Annotated in this window: 12 protein-coding genes; 5 read left to right on the plus strand and 7 right to left on the minus strand. The window is 68.9% G+C overall.

Going from position 1 to position 14,917, the window contains the following annotated elements:
* Window positions 1-146: 146 nt before the first annotated feature.
* From A4W93_RS04165 to A4W93_RS04175, 3 genes are read left to right on the plus strand one after another with little or no spacing between them, the layout of a single operon-like run.
* Window positions 147-947 carry a hypothetical protein gene (locus A4W93_RS04165; RefSeq protein ID WP_085749411.1) on the plus strand — a complete coding sequence of 267 codons (801 nt, stop codon included), beginning with the start codon at window positions 147-149 and terminating at the stop codon, window positions 945-947.
* On the plus strand, window positions 944-1,408 hold the full coding sequence (locus A4W93_RS04170) for a YrhA family protein (protein WP_085749412.1): 465 nt from the start codon (window positions 944-946) through the stop codon (window positions 1,406-1,408). Before A4W93_RS04165 ends, A4W93_RS04170 begins: the two co-directional genes overlap by 4 nt.
* Window positions 1,409-1,442: 34 nt before the next feature.
* Window positions 1,443-2,501, plus strand: coding sequence for a DUF748 domain-containing protein (locus tag A4W93_RS04175; RefSeq protein WP_085749413.1), 1,059 nt, complete (start codon window positions 1,443-1,445; stop codon window positions 2,499-2,501).
* Between the two features lie 19 nt (window positions 2,502-2,520).
* On the opposite strand, the gene malE is transcribed toward A4W93_RS04175, so the two are convergent.
* The 3 genes from malE to A4W93_RS04190 all read right to left on the minus strand — a co-directional run bounded on the left by malE (window position 2,521) and on the right by A4W93_RS04190 (window position 8,479).
* Window positions 2,521-3,831: a maltose/maltodextrin ABC transporter substrate-binding protein MalE gene (gene malE / locus A4W93_RS04180; protein WP_085749414.1), complete on the minus strand. Its 1,311-nt coding sequence runs from the start codon at window positions 3,829-3,831 to the stop codon at window positions 2,521-2,523.
* Window positions 3,832-3,912: 81 nt separating this feature from the next.
* Window positions 3,913-7,131, minus strand: a complete 3,219-nt coding sequence (locus A4W93_RS04185) for an alpha-1,6-glucosidase domain-containing protein (protein WP_085749415.1) — start codon at window positions 7,129-7,131, stop codon at window positions 3,913-3,915.
* 208 nt (window positions 7,132-7,339) lie between these two features.
* On the minus strand, window positions 7,340-8,479 hold the full coding sequence (locus tag A4W93_RS04190) for an ABC transporter substrate-binding protein (protein ID WP_085749416.1): 1,140 nt from the start codon (window positions 8,477-8,479) through the stop codon (window positions 7,340-7,342).
* 254 nt (window positions 8,480-8,733) lie between these two features.
* Here A4W93_RS04190 and A4W93_RS04195 point away from each other — a divergent pair, with 254 nt between their 5' ends.
* Window positions 8,734-10,020, plus strand: a complete 1,287-nt coding sequence (locus A4W93_RS04195; protein WP_085749417.1) for a Glu/Leu/Phe/Val family dehydrogenase — start codon at window positions 8,734-8,736, stop codon at window positions 10,018-10,020.
* Between the two features lie 207 nt (window positions 10,021-10,227).
* Window positions 10,228-10,395 (plus strand): hypothetical protein, encoded by a 168-nt coding sequence (locus A4W93_RS29480; protein ID WP_157131586.1) that lies wholly within the window; start codon window positions 10,228-10,230, stop codon window positions 10,393-10,395.
* A gap of 165 nt (window positions 10,396-10,560) precedes the next feature.
* Here A4W93_RS29480 and A4W93_RS04200 read toward each other — a convergent pair whose 3' ends face one another.
* The 4 genes from A4W93_RS04200 to A4W93_RS04215 all read right to left on the minus strand — a co-directional run bounded on the left by A4W93_RS04200 (window position 10,561) and on the right by A4W93_RS04215 (window position 14,903).
* Window positions 10,561-11,652 carry an asparaginase gene (locus A4W93_RS04200; RefSeq protein WP_085754029.1) on the minus strand — a complete coding sequence of 364 codons (1,092 nt, stop codon included), beginning with the start codon at window positions 11,650-11,652 and terminating at the stop codon, window positions 10,561-10,563.
* A 97-nt stretch (window positions 11,653-11,749) separates the two neighbouring features.
* Window positions 11,750-12,700 carry a branched-chain amino acid ABC transporter permease gene (locus tag A4W93_RS04205; RefSeq protein WP_085754030.1) on the minus strand — a complete coding sequence of 317 codons (951 nt, stop codon included), beginning with the start codon at window positions 12,698-12,700 and terminating at the stop codon, window positions 11,750-11,752.
* A 46-nt stretch (window positions 12,701-12,746) separates the two neighbouring features.
* The gene (locus A4W93_RS04210; protein WP_085749418.1) at window positions 12,747-13,634 is read right to left on the minus strand and encodes a branched-chain amino acid ABC transporter permease; all 888 of its coding nucleotides are present in this window, start codon (window positions 13,632-13,634) and stop codon (window positions 12,747-12,749) included.
* A gap of 63 nt (window positions 13,635-13,697) precedes the next feature.
* A complete protein-coding gene (locus A4W93_RS04215; RefSeq protein WP_237357848.1) occupies window positions 13,698-14,903 on the minus strand; it encodes an ABC transporter substrate-binding protein in 1,206 nt (401 codons plus the stop codon).
* Window positions 14,904-14,917: the final 14 nt, after the last annotated feature.

The following is a 14,917-nucleotide window of genomic DNA, read 5'->3' on the forward strand; positions in this document are numbered from 1 at the left end:
CGGGGCGTCGGGACACTCCGTAACAACACCGCCTTCGTGACACGCCTGTGACCTCTGGGGCACACCCTGGCTGGGGTGCGCGACAGCTGGTGGCGGGACGGGCGCATCCCTACGCTTCGGGTCAATCCAGTTCCGAGGGGTTCCCCATGTCGGCCGTCCAGAACAGTTCCAACCCGCCATCGCGCACACCCGGTTCACCCGACGGGTGGGACGTGGTGCATGGCGTGCTCGACGTGGCCGGGTTCGTGCCGGGCCTCGGCGCGGTGCCCGACCTCCTCAATGCCGGGCTCTACGCCGTCCGGGGCGACCTCGGCAACGCGGCGCTGTCGGCCGCCGCGGCGGTGCCGCTGTTCGGTGACGCCGCGAAGGGCACGGCCATGGCGGTCAAGGCAGGCAGGGGCCTCGCGGCCGATGCCGGCGAGGCGGCCGTCAAGCGGGCGGTGCGCGAGGGCGGCGACGACGGGCTCGGGCGCGCGCTGGGCACGGGACAGCCGTACGAGGCCCTGGTGCGCGGCGAGAAGGTGACGCTCGACGGCGTGACGACGCGGTCCGTCGAGTACGTCAAGCGGGCCCGCGACGAAGCGGCCGAGCTGCGCAAGGCCTTCGACGGCGGCGGGCGCAAGGACTTCCTCGTGTCGCTGGCCTCCGACCCCAAGAAGGCCGCCGCCCTGCGCGAGGCGGGTTTCTCGCCGGCCGAGATCGAGCGCATCGCGTCCGGCCGCGTGCCGCAGGGCTGGCAGGTGCACCACAAGCTGCCGCTCGACGACGGGGGCACGAACGATTTCGGCAACCTCGTGCTCATCAAGAACGATCCGTACCACATCGCCGTCACCAATACGCAGCGGACGCTGACGGGGCACCTCGAGCCGGGCGGTGCCGCGCGTGTCGAGTGGCCGATGATCCCCGGCTTCGTTTACCCTGCGAAACCCGGAGTCACCGCACCATGACCGCCACCACGATGTACGACGAGGTCCTCTCGAAGATCCACGAGGAACAGCGCGAGGCTGGCGAGGCCGTGTTCGCGGGTGCGTCCGACGCGCGGCTGGCCGACCTCGTCGAGGAGGCCCGCGCCACGTTCGGCGCCCCGCTGCCCGACGACTACCTCGACTTCCTCCGCGAAGCCGACGGTCTCGACTTCAACGGCCTCGTGATCTACGACTCGCATTCGTCGCCCGAGGCGCGCACGGGGCACTTCTGGCAGGGTTTCGTGGCCGCCAACCTCGCGTGGCGCGAGGACGCGGCCAACCGCCGTTGCCTCGTCTTCGGCGACACCGACACCGACCTGCTGCTCCAGGACCTGGCCTCCGGCGAGTTCCGCCGCGTCGATCGGGTCGGGCGCGACCTGCAGGAGGTGTTCCCGTCGCTGCGCGCGATGTTCGAACAGGTGCTGTCCGAACGCGCCGCCTGACCTTCGGGGTTTCCCGGGGCACAATCGCCCCGTCATGAAAGTTGTCGGATCGAAGTGGTGGGTGCTGGCCGGTCTCGGGCTGGTGGTGGGCGTGGTCCTGGTGTTCCAGGTGGCGGTGCGCCAGATGCGCGTGGGGGTCGAGCAGGCCCTCGGGCCGCGCGCGTCCGTGGGCTCGCTGGGGGTCGGGTGGTCCGGGGTCGTGATCACCGACCTGCGGGTGCGCGCCGAACGGCCGCGCTGGCCGGCCGAGGACGAGCTGCGCGCGGCGCGGGTCGTCGTGGTGCCCGAGTTGTCGAGCGTGTTCCGCGCTGCCTGGCGCGTGCGCCTCGTGCGCGTGGAGGGCGCCTACGTGTCGCTGCTGCGCAAGCGCGACGGCGGGCTGCAGGTGGTGCCGGGCCTCGTGCGCACCGAGGCGAAGCCGGAGCAGACCGGCCGCCCCGTGAACATCGGCCGCATCGAACTGGTCGACGCCGCCGTCGAGTTCTTCGACGCCACCGTGCGCCAGCCGCCTCACCGCATGCGTTTCGAGCGGCTCAACGCGGAACTCGAGGACCTCGCGCTGCCCGGCCTCGACCAGCCGGTGCAGGTGGCGCTGTCGGCCGTCTTCAAGGGGCCGAAGCGCGATGGCGACATCACCCTGAACGGCCACGTCGTCCCCGCGACACGCAACGGCGAACTGAACGCGCGGCTCACGGGCGTGGACCTGATCGCGCTCGAGCCGTACCTGCTCAAGGTGCACGAGGCCGGCGTCAAGCGCGGCACGCTCGACCTGACGCTCGACGCGAAGGTCGAACACCAGCGGCTCCATGCGCCCGGCGTCGTCACGCTCAAGGACCTGGAGCTCGGCACGGGCAGCGGCGTGTTCGGCACCTTCGCCGGGGTGCCGCGCCAGGCCGTGCTCGCGAGCCTCGACCGCAACGGCCGCATCGAGCTCAAGTTCACGCTCGAGGGCCGGCTCGACGATCCGAAGTTCTCGGTCAACGAGGCGCTGTCGCTGCGCATCGCCGCCGGCCTCGCCGAATCGCTCGGCGTGAGCCTGGGCGGCGTGGTCGAGGGCGTGGGCGGCGTGATCAAGGGCCTGTTCGGGCACTGACCCGCCGTCACGCCCGCGCTCATTTGCGGGCGACCTTCGCAGGCGCCTTCGGTGCGGCCGGCAGCGCGCCGCGGATCGACGCGGCCGCCTGGTCGAGGGCTTCCTTCGAGGTCTTGTCGCCGGTGTTGATGTCGTACAGCGCCGTGCTGAAGTGCTTCCAGAACAGCGTCATCTCCGGGTTGTTCGGCATCGGACGGCCGTTGTAGATCGTGTCCATCGACGTGCGGATCTTCTCGTCGCTGTACATCGTCCAGAACATCGCCTTCGACGCCGGCACGCCGATGGGCTTGTCGGCGTTCATCGCGGCCAGCCCCTCGCGCTTGAGCAGGTGGTTCTTCAGGAAGTCGTTGGCCGCGGCCTTGTTGGGCGAGTTGTGCGTGATCATCGCGCCGAGCACGCCCACGAACGGCTTCGGCGCCTTGCCGGCCACGGTGGGCAGCATCGCGACGCCGTAGTTGATCTTCGCCTTCGAGAGCGACTCCCAGGCCCACGGGCCGGTGATCCACATCGCCTGCTTGCCGCTCTTCATGCCCTCTTCGGCTTCCTGGTACGTCATGCCGCCCTCGGGGATGGCGCCGCCCTTGATGAGCTGCTGCAGCATGTTGCCGCCGGCCACCGCGCCGGGGTGGGCGATGCCGGTGTCGGTCGCGTCGTACGAGCCGTCGATCTTGCGCTGGAAGACGTAGCCGCCGCCGGCCGAGAGCATGGGCCACGTGAAGTACGGGCTCGCGGTCTCCCAGCCGATCGCGCGCTGGCCCTTGACCTTCAGCTTGTTGTTCAGGGGGATGATCTCCTCGAAGGTCTTCGGCGGGTTGGGCACGAGGTCCTTGTTGTAGATGAGGGCCACCGACTCCACGGCGATGGGGTAGGCCCACACCTGGCCGCCGAGCGTGAAGGCGTCCCAGGCGATCTGCACCACGTCGCGGCGGAACTCGGTGCCGGGCACCACGGGCTCGAGCCAGCCGGCCTTGACCCAGCCGCCCAGGCGGTCGTGCGGCCAGATCCAGATGTCCGGGCCCTTGCCGGCCTTCATGGCCGCTTCGAAGCCGGCCGGCGCATCGGTCGAGTGCGATTCGTTGTCGCCGGGGGCCTTCGGCCCGGAGACGTCCTCGAAACGGCCCGTGCTGCCGTTGAACGGCATCACGCGGACCTTGGTGCCCGTCTGCCGGGTGTACGCCTCCGCGACCTTCTGCAGTCCCTTGTAGCCCTTGTCGTTGTTGATCCAGATCGTCAACACGCCGGGGTCTGCCGCCTGCGCGCCGCCGGCGGCCAGCAGCAGACCCAGGAGCGTGGACGCCGCGGTGCGGCGGGTGAGGGGAAGGTACTTCATGGGTTTTCTCTCCGAGGATGAAAAAAAGCCCCACCCGTTGCTGGGCGGGGCTCGCGAGTCGTCGGCTGTGTCGCCGCTCGATCAGTTCTTGACGACGTAGACGAGCGCGGTGCGGGCCGGCACCGTGAACGTCCCCGTGCCGGTGACGACCGACGCGGCGGTGGCCGGGCGGCGGTCGGTGCCGGTCGCGTGCACCGGGTGCAGCTCGTAGGCCTTGCCGGCTTCGGACGCGATCGTCAGGGTCTGCGGGACCTTGTCGGCGTTGACGAAGTACAGGACGTCCTTGAAGTTCGCGCCGGTGTAGCCGGTGCCGTTCAGGTGGCCCACCAGCACCGTCGGGACCTGGGTCGGGCCGGTGTTGGGGAACGTCAGGCGGGCCTTGACCTCGTCGGCGGTGCGCAGGCGGAAGAGCGAGGAGCTCTTGCGGATCTGCAGCAGGTCACGGAACATGCCGCTCGCCGCCTCGATCTCCGGCTTGCCCGGCTTCATCGCCGGCAGGTTCGCCGCGGCCAGCACTTCCTTTGCCAGGTCCTCGCTGCCCGAGATGGGCAGGCCCACGCCGAAGTTGTTCGTCGTGTAGGTCCAGTCGAGCACGTTGAACCAGTCGCCCGAGTTGAAGCTGTTGCTGTCCATCGACTTCGAGCGCAGCACGTCGGCGCCGGCGTGGAAGTACGCGATGCCCTGGCTGAAGCTGTTGATCGCGGCGGCGAGCGTCTGCGCGCGCACGCGGTCGTCGAGCGTCGTGGTCTTCGGCATCTTCGCGGCGAGCGCGTCCCAGAACGTGCGGTTGTCGTGGTTCTCGTAGTAGTTCACCACTTCACCCGGCTGGCTCACGTACCCGGCGGGGTCGTCGCCGTAGCGGATCTCCGAGCCCTTCTTCGTGCTGCCGTCGGCGACCACGAAGCTGTACTCGCGCAACGAGCCGGCGAGGCCCACGCGGATCATGTCGGCGGCTTCCGTCAGGTTGCCCACCGTGTGACCGCTGGCCGATTCGTTCTGGTCGTAGAAGAGGCCGCTCACGAAGCCCTGGCGCTTGAAGTCGTTGCCGTCGTCGCAGCAGCCGCCGCCGCGGATGCGGTCGCGGGCACGGTCGCTGAACGTGGCGATGCCGCTGCCGTTCAGGGAGAGCTGCGAGGCCTGCACGAAGCGCTGACCGTTCGCCACTTCACCGAAGTTCCAGCCTTCGCCGATCAGGAACACGCTGCGGCCGGCCGCGGCGTCGACGTCGGTCTTGAGCTTCTCCATCACGCTGCGCGGCTGGTGGCCCATCAGGTCGAAGCGGAACGAGTCGATCTTGTACTGGGTGGCCCAGGTCTTGACCGAGTCGATCATCAGCTTGCCCATCATCGCGTTTTCGGTCGCGGTGTTGCTGCAGCAGGTCGACGTGGTGACGTTGCCGTCCGCGTCCAGGCGGTGGTAGTAGCCGGGGACGATGCGGTCGAGCACCGACTTCTCTTCCTGGCCGTGCTGGAACGTGTGGTTGTAGACCACGTCCATGCCCACGCGCAGGCCGGCGGCGTGCAGCGCGGTCACCATCTGGCGGAACTCGACGATGCGCGTGGCGCCGTCGGCCGCGTTGCTCGAGTAGCTGCCTTCGGGGGCGGTGTAGTGGTACGGGTCGTAGCCCCAGTTGAAGCAGTCGGTGTCGGCGACGGCCTTCACGGCATCGCGCGGGCCCGTGGCGTCGCTGCTGCCCGCGGTGATCGCGGGGGCCTTGCAACCGGTCTCGGGCACGCTGCCGATGTCGTACACGGGCAGCAGGTGCACGTCGGTCAGGCCGGCCGTGGCCAGCGCCTTCAGGTGCTTCATGCCGTTCGAGCCGGCTTCGGTGAACGCGGTGTACTTGCCCCGCTTGGCCTCGGGCACCGTGGTGTCGCTGACCGAGAAGTCGCGCACGTGCAGTTCGTAGATCGACATGTCCTCCTGCGACGCGAGGACCGGGGCCGGGGTGGTGTCCCAGCCGGCGGGCTTGAGCGCGGCGCTCGAGAGGTCGGCGATGTACGAGCGCTTGGAGTCGGTGGTCAGGCTGACCGAGTACGGGTCGGTGACGCGGTTGCGCACGACACCGGTGCCGCGGGCGTACACGTCCACGAGGTACGTGAAGTATTTGCCGGTCATGTCGCCGCCGAGGCCGCCGCTCCACACGCCGGTGGCGGCGTCGCGGGTCAGGTCCTTCACGGTGGTGGCGTTGCCGGTGCCGGCGTCGTAGATGCACGCGCGCACCTGGCGCGCGGTGGGCGCCCACAGCTTGAGCGTGGTGGCGCCGCCCGCGGTCGTGGCGCCGAGGTCGTTCACGGCGGAAGCGCCCGCGTAGCGGTCGTCGAGGGCCCCGGCGATCTGGGTTTCCGTCGCGGTGATGGCCTTGCCGTCCGCGGTCTCCTCCACCAGCACGAGCTGGCCGGCGTACAGGTCGGGCAGCTTGTCCAGGTCGGCGTCGGCGACGGACAGCACGGTGCCTGCGGCCACGTACTTGAACCGCTCGGCCGCGGCGGCGGGCACGCTGCCTCCCACGGCGAGCGTCAGCGAACCGTCCGCGCCGCTCACGGGCTGGCCCTTGGCTGCGGAGACCTTCGCCGTCTTCGAGTGGTACAGCTTGAACACGGACGTGTTCGAGGTGCCCGGCCACTGGATCAGCTGGCGGTTCAGCCAGTAGGCGTTCGCGGTCGTGAGGTTGAGCTGGGTCAGCGCGGCTTCGCTGTTGTAGACCTTGGCGTCACCTTGCAGCAGCCACACGTCGCCGACCTGGTTCGTGACGGTGAGCGGGCTGTACGCGACGGAGATGTCGGCGGCGCGGCCGTCCTTGTCGCCGTTGTCCGGGTTGCCCGCACCCCCCATGCCATGGATGATGAACTTGAAGTCCTTGCGGTTCGCGTCGTCCTTGGGGTTGAGCACGGGCACTTCGAACACGATTTCGTTCGCGCCCGCGGCATAGCCCGGCAGGGCCGTGAAGGGCACCGGCGCGTTCCAGACGTTGATGTTCACGCCCGCGGGCAGGCGCGTCGTGTCCACGCCACCACCGTCCCACATGTGCAGGCCCCACCCGGCGTAGTTGCCATCGGTGCGGCGGTAGTGCACGCGCAGGGTCTTGATGTCCTGCACGGCGACGTTGGTCTCGGCCGGGCCGGTGGCCGAGGCGTTGAGCACCTGCTGGAAGGCGGTGCCGTTGCACAGCGCAAGGTCGGCATCGACCGGCGGGGACACGGTGGTGTCATCGCCGCCGCAGGCCGCGATCAGCGCGGCCAGGGAAACCGCGGTCAGGGTGGCGTGGCGCCGCCAGGCGCGGGAAGGGGTGTTTCTCATTCGTCGTCCTCGGTGTTCTTCGGAGCGGGCCTTGTGGGCCCGGCGGAGCAGCCGGATCGAGGAAAACGAAGAGCAACCAACGGGGAAACGTCGGCAAAACCTTTATCGATCCAGCGTTGCGGATTCTGAATCGGTAAAGTTTTGGGTCAAGGCCCCTGGCGCGGGGACTTTCCCTGAGACGCGCCCTCCCGGGCGCGCCATGTGGAACTTAGTGCACGATCTTGCCGTCGGCGCCGAACATGGCGAAGTCGACGTACTGCGAACCGGTGCGGTTCTTCTGCGTGAAGTCGAGCACGTAGCCGCCCACGTCGATCGAGCGGGCCGACACGATGGCGGAGGTCACGCTGCTGGCAGTCGGATTCGACACACCTTCGAGCGTCTTGACCAGCGCCTTCGCGGCGATGAAACCTTCGATGGAACGGGCCGACAGGTTGGGGTCCTTGGAGGCCTGGCGCAGCGCGAGGTACTCGCGGACCACCGGGCGGTTCGTATCGACGGCGAGCGGCAGCACCACCGAGAACGCGTAGCCGCGCGCGCCCTTCGGGCCCAGGGCCTTCAGCAGCGCCTCGGTGTCGATGATCGACATGCCGTAGAGCGTCGCGGTGCCGCCGGCCATGCCGTACTTCTTGACGAACTCCACGGCGGCCGCGGTCGTCGCGCCGAGCAGCACCACCTGGGGCTGGGCCTTGAGCATGTCGGCCACCGCGCCTTCGACGGCCGTGGTGTTGCGCGGGTACGCGGCCTTCGCGGTCAGCGTCACGCCGGTCTTGCGCGAGGCCGCTTCGGCGCCCCGCAGCACGTCCTGGCCGAGGCCGTCGTCCTGGTAGACCAGGCCCACGTTCTTGATGCCGAGCTGGTTGAGCTGCGTGAACAGGCGGGCCACTTCATCGTGGTAGCTGGCCTTCACGACGTGCATGCCGTCGGCCTGCGCCACGGAGGCGGCGCCCGAGACGGCGCCCACCATCGTGACCTTGCGCTGCTGCAGCACGCCGTCCTTGGCCAGGGCTTCCAGGTTGGTGGTGCCGACGGTGCCGATCATGGCCACGGGCGATTCACCCGCGATCAGTTCCTTCGTGAGGCGCACGGTCTCGACGGGGTTCTGCGCGTCGTCGCGCGTGACGAGGGTGACCGGACGGCCGCGCACGCCACCCTTGGCGTTGATGGCGTCGAAGTACAGCTTGGCGCCGGCGTTGATCGCGCGGCCGGTGACCCCTTGCGGGCCGCTCATCGGCGCGACCTGGCCGATGACGATCGGTTCACCGGCGGCCCAGGCGGGCAGGGTGGCGGCGAGGCCGAGGCCGAGGATGGCTCGGCGCAGCAGCGAGGGGAGACGAACGGGGGTAGACATCGGAGCTCCAGACAGCAAGGGACACGCGACAGGCGTGGACGGCCGGCATGGTAGCGTTAAATCCGGGTTAACCCTAGGGGTCTTTCGCGCTGTTTCGAAGAGTTGCGACGTGGTGCACGAATGTTGCTATTCCGGGCGTTCGAACCACCCGTCCGGACGGACCCATGGAGGCAGTCGGGCTTCCATCTTCCGAACATTCCACTACGGACGCGGTGGCAGTATGGTTGTGGACACTTCCGTCCGAGGACTTTGCGATGACCCCCGAACCCTCCACCCCCCTCTCGTTCGTCAGTGACTCCCCCGAAAGCCCGTGGGCCACGTACCTGTCCCAGGTCGACCGCGTCGTGCCGTACCTGGGCCCGTACGCCAAGTGGGCCGAGACCCTGAAGCGGCCGAAGCGGGCCCTGATCGTCGACGTGCCGATCGAGATGGACGACGGCACCGTGCGGCACTTCGAGGGCTACCGCGTGCAGCACAACCTCTCGCGCGGCCCCGGCAAGGGCGGTGTTCGTTATCACCCCGACGTGACGCTCGAGGAGGTGATGGCGCTGTCGGCCTGGATGACGGTCAAGACGGCCGCGGTGGGCCTGCCGTTCGGCGGCGCCAAGGGCGGCATCCGCCTCGACCCGAAGGAACTCTCCATCAAGGAACTGGAGCGGGTCACGCGCCGCTACACCAGCGAGATCGGCATCATCATCGGCCCGCAGCGGGACATCCCGGCACCCGACGTGAACACCAACGGCCAGATCATGGCCTGGATGATGGACACGTACTCGATGAACGTCGGCGGCACGGCCACCGGCGTCGTCACCGGCAAGCCGATCCACCTGGGCGGCTCGCTCGGCCGCGTGAAGGCCACCGGCCGCGGCGTGTTCGTCACCGGCCGCGAGGCGGCCCGCCGTCTGGGGCTGAACCTCCAGGGCGCACGGATTGCCGTCCAGGGCATGGGCAACGTGGGCGGAACGGCGGCCGAACTGTTCGTGCAGGCCGGCGGCAAGCTGGTCGCGATGCAGGACCACACGGGCACGGTGGTGAACCCCGCCGGGTTCGACGCGAAGGCCGTGCTGGAGCATGTCAAGCGCACGGGGGGCGTGGCCGATGTCGCCGGGGGCGAAAAGGTCGACAACGAGGCCTTCTGGGACACCGACTGCGACATCCTGATCCCCGCCGCCCTCGAAGGCCAGATCACCCCGGCCCGCGCGAAGCGCATCAAGGCGAAGCTGGTGCTGGAGGGCGCCAACGGCCCGACGCTGCCCGAGGCGGACGACGTGATGCACGAACGCGGCATCCTGGTCGTGCCCGACGTGATCTGCAACGCCGGCGGCGTGACGGTCAGCTACTTCGAATGGGTGCAGGACTTCAGCAGCTTCTTCTGGACCGAGGACGAGATCAACGTCCGGCTCGACAAGATCATGGTCGACGCGCTGAACCACATCTGGGAGACGGCGGACCGGCACAAGATCACCCTGCGGACGGGGACGTTCGCGGTGGCGTGCGAGCGCATCCTGATCGCCCGCCAGGAGCGCGGCCTTTACCCCTGAGACGTCATCCCGGCGAACGCCGGGATCCACTGCCGCCGGGGCGCATCCATCGAACGGTGGGCCCCGGCTTTCGCCGGGGGCGACAGGGCGGCGAATCGTGCGGAAATGCTGAATTAGGGGTTAACCCTTAAATCAGTGCTTGCAAAACGTCAGGGTAAACCCTAGATTTGGGGTGTCGGCACCTGTTGTGCCGTTTTGGAGACCCTGATGACCACCGCCGCCCGTTTCCTGACCTCCCTGCTCCGCGCTCGGGGCGTTCCTTCGGATGTGGCCCGCACCGCACGCATGATGCGCGAGGCGAACCGCCTCGAAGCCTCGTCCCCGGCCGCCGCCGCTGCGCTGCGCGCCGCCGCCCGCGAAGTCGTGCTGGCCTGAGGCCGGTCTGCGGCGGCCCGCACGGGCCGCCGTCGTTCCCCTCCCGGCCATCGCCGGGATTCCGTGTGCTGTGCGGTTCGCCGGACCGGAAACGAAAACGCCCGGCAGGTGCCGGGCGTGATCGTGAACAAGCCAGCGAGCCAGCGGCCGTGAGGCCGCCGCCGCTCAGTATTCCCAGAAGATGCGCTGCAGGTCGGCGCTCGAGACACCCTTGGCCAGCGCCACCGCGGCCAGGATCTTGGCCTTCTGCGGGTTCAGGTCGTGGGCCACGACCCAGTCGTACTTGTCGTCGGGCTGCTCCGAGTTGCGGATGACGAAGCCGTCGGCGATGCGCGACGACCGCACGATCTGGATGCCGGCCGCACGCGCCTGCTTCAGCCCCTCGACGCCGTAGTCGGGCACCGAGCCGTTGCCGGTGCCGGCGTGCACGATGGCCTTCACGCCCGACTTGATCGCGGTCTGCACGAAGGCCGTGCCCATGCTGCCGGAGCCGTAGACGATGGCGACCTCGGGCAGCGCGGTCATGCTGTCGATGTCGAACTCCGACGTGGTGGTCTGGCGCTTGACCGGCGCGCGGAACCAGTAGGCGCGGCGTTCGACCATCATGCCGAGCGGGCCCCACTGGCTGCCGAACGCGCTGGTCTTGATGTTCACGCGCTTGGCGGCGTCACGGCCCGAGAGGATGTCGTCGTTCATCATCACGAGCACGCCCTTGCCGCGTGCCGTGGGCGTGCCCGCGAGCACCACCGCGTCGTACAGGTTCAGCGCGCCGTCGGCCGACAGTGCCGTGCCCGGCCGCATGGAGCCCACCAGCACGATGGGCTTCTCGGTGCGGATCACGAGGTTCAGGAAGAACGACGTCTCTTCGAGGGTGTCGGTGCCGTGCGTGATGACCACGCCGTCGACGGCCGGGTCCTTCACGAGGGCCGAGACCTGCTTGCCGAGCGCCACGAGCCGTTCGTTCGTGAAGCTCTCGGAGGCGATCTGGAAGGCCTGCACGCCCTTCACGTCGGCCACGTCGGCGAGTTCGGGCAGGCCGGCGATCAGCTTGTCGACCGGGACCTTGGCGGCCTGGTACGTGGCGCTGTTCGCCGACGATGCGCCGGCACCGGCGATGGTGCCGCCGGTGGCGACCACCACGATGGACGGCTTCTTGGCCGGCGCCGCCGTGGTGGCGGTCTGGGCACAGGCGGTGAATGGCGCGAGGACGGCGACCGCCAACAGGGCGGTCACGGAACGGCGCAGCGAGGGCAGCATCGGATTCATGTCGGGAAGCTCCATGACAAGGGACAGGAAGTGTGCGCCGGATGCAACTGCCATGCCACTCGGGTCAGGGGAGCCCCCGAGGCCGTCGTCAGCGCCCTTGACGGCGCTGCTGCCACGCAAGCAGTTCGCCCACGATGCCCCGGCGGAACGCGATCACGCAGACCACGAAGATCGCACCGATGATCACGGTGATCCACGAGCCCACCCGGTCGGCCAGGAAGTTCTGCAGGCCGATGATGGTGAATGCGCCGATCACCGGGCCGGCGAACGTGCCCATGCCGCCCAGCAGCGTCATCAGCACCACCTCGCCCGACAGCGACCAGTGCACGTCGGACAGCGTGGCGAATCCGAGCACCAGCGTCTTGAGGGACCCGGCGAGGCCGGCGATGGCGGTGGACAGCACGAAGGCGAGCAGCTTGTAGCGGTCGACGTCGTAGCCCAGCGAGACGGCCCGCGGCTCGTTCTCGCGGATCGCCTTGAGCACCTGGCCGTACGGCGAATGCACGATGCGCACGATGGCGAGGAACACGGCGGCGAACACGGCCAGCACGACGAAGTACATGGTCAGGTCGTTCGACAGCGGGATGAAGCCGAAGAGCTTGCCGCGGGGCACGCCCTGCAGGCCGTCCTCGCCGCCGGTGAACGGTGCCTGCAGGCACACGAAGTACACCATCTGCGCCATCGCGAGCGTGATCATCGCGAAGTAGATGCCCTGGCGGCGGATGGCGATGAGGCCCACCACGAGCCCGAGGCCCGCGCCCACCGCGAGGCCGGCCAGCAGGCCGAGCTCGGGCGGCCAGCCGGCCGAGCGAACGAGCCAGCCGGTGGCGTAGGCCGCCGCGCCCATGAAGGCGGCGTGGCCGAACGACAGCAGGCCGGTGTAGCCGAGCAGCAGGTTGAACGCGCACGCGAAGATCGCGAAACACAGCGCCTTCATCATGAAGACGGGGTAGAGCCCGATGAACGGCGCGGCGATCAGCACGACGAACACGGCGGCCCAGAGTCGCGGGCCGGTGAAGAGCGAGAGGCTGGATTTCATGGCGGGCACCGGGGTGGAAGCGTTGGATGTCACGGCGGAGCTCAAGTCACTTCTCCTTGCCGAACAGGCCCGCCGGGCGGATCACCAGCACGATGGCCATGATCACGAACACGACGATGCTCGACGCTTCAGGATAGAACACCTTGGTGAGGCCCTCCACCACGCCGAGCACGACGCCGGTCAGGATGGACCCGAGGATGGAGCCCATGCCGCCGATCACCACCACGGCGAACACGATGATGATGAGGTTCGACCCCATCAGCGGGGTGATCTGGATCACCGGGGCGGCCAGCACGCCGGCCAGCGCCGCGAGGGCCGCGCCACCCGCGTAGGTGAGCGTGACCATCACCGGCACGTTGATGCCGAAGGCCTGCACGAGCGACGGGTTCTCGGTGCCGGCGCGCAGCGTGGCGCCGAGGCTGGTCTTCTCGAGCAGGAACCAGGTGCCGAGGCAGACGGTGAGCGAGGCCACCACGACCCAGGCGCGGTAGTTCGGCAGCACCATGAAGCCGAGGTCGGTGGCGCCCTGCAGCAGCTCGGGCACCGAGTACTGCTGGCCGGACACGCCGAACTGCTCGCGGAACACGCCCTCGGCGATGAGCGCGAGGCCGAACGTGAGCAGCAGGCCGTAGAGCGGGTCGAGCTTGTAGAGGTGGCGCAGGAGCGTCTTCTCGATCAGCACGCCCAGCGCGCCCACCACCAGCGGCGACAGCACGAGCGCCACCCAGTAGTTCAGCCCGAACTTCTCGAGGCTGAGCCAGGCCACGTACGCGCCGATCATGTACAGCGCGCCGTGCGCGAAGTTCACGATGCCGAGCAGGCCGAAGATGACGGCCAGGCCAAGGCTGAGCATCGCGTAGAACGAGCCGTTGACCAGGCCGAGCAGCAGCTGGCCCAGGAAGGCCTGCACGGGGATGCCGAAAATTTCGTCCATGGGAGTCCAGGAAATCGGGCAGGCCGGGCGCCCGCGGAGCGGAGCGCCCGGAGGGTCAGTGGGTTACTTCCAGAGCTCGCACTTCGACTCGGCCTTCGTGGTCCACGCGGCGTCGCCCTTGATGGTCTCGACGACGTTGTAGTAGTCCCACGGCTCCTTCGACTGCTCGGGCGTCTTGACCTGCATCAGGTACATGTCGTGCACGAGGCGGCCGTCGGCGCGGATGGTGCCGTTCTTCGTGAACACGTCGCTGACCGGCGTCTTGCGCATCTGCGCGAGCACCTTGTCGCCGTCGTCGGTGCCGGCGGCCTTCACCGCCTTCAGGTAGTTCAGCGCGGCCGAGTAGTCGGCGGCCTGCAGCGACGAGGGCATGCGCTTGAACTTCTCGAAGAACTTGCGGCTCCAGGCGCGCGTTTCCGCGTTCTGGTTCCAGTACCAGCTGTCGGTGATGTACATGCCCTGCGTGTTCTTCAGGCCGAGCGAGTGCACGTCGTTGATGAACACCAGCAGGCCGGCGAGCTTCATCTTCTTCGTGATGCCGAACTCGTTGGCGGCCTTCACCGCGTTGATGGTGTCGCCGCCCGCGTTCGCGAGGCCGAGGATGTCGGCCTTGCTCGACTGGGCCTGCAGCAGGAACGACGAGAAGTCGCTGGCGGACAGCGGGTGGCGCACGGCGCCGGCCACGGTGCCGCCGGAGGCCTTGACGACGTTGGCGGTGTCGTTCTGCAGCGCGTGGCCGAAGGCGTAGTCGGCCGTCAGGAAGTACCAGCTCTTGCCGCCGGCCTTCACGACCGCGCTGCCGGTGCCCTTCGCGAGGGCGACGGTGTCGTAGGCCCAGTGCACGGTGTAGGGCGTGCAGCGTTCGTTGGTGAGCGCGGAGCCGCCGGCGCCGATCACGAGGAACGGCTTCTTCTTCTCGGCCGCGACACCGGCCATGGCCAGCGCGGCGCCCGAGTTGGTGCCGCCGATCAGCATGTCGAGGCCCTGCTGGTCGAACCATTCGCGGGCCTTGGAGGCGGCCACGTCGGGCTTGTTCTGGTGGTCGGCGAAGAGCACCTCGATCTTCTTGCCGTTGATGTTGCCGCCGGCGTCGGCCACGGCCATGCGCACGGCCTCGACACCCGCGGGGCCGTCGATGTCGGAGTAGAGGCCCGACATGTCGGTGATCATGCCGATGCGGATCACGTCGCCGGAGATCTGGGCCTGGGCGGCGCCGCCGGCCAGCGTGGCGGCCCCGGCGAACAGGCAGGCCGAGGCGATGCGGGTCATCTTGTTGAACGTCA

This window comes from Piscinibacter gummiphilus (assembly GCF_002116905.1).
In the GTDB taxonomy this organism is placed as follows: Bacteria; Pseudomonadota; Gammaproteobacteria; order Burkholderiales; family Burkholderiaceae_C; genus Rhizobacter; species Rhizobacter gummiphilus.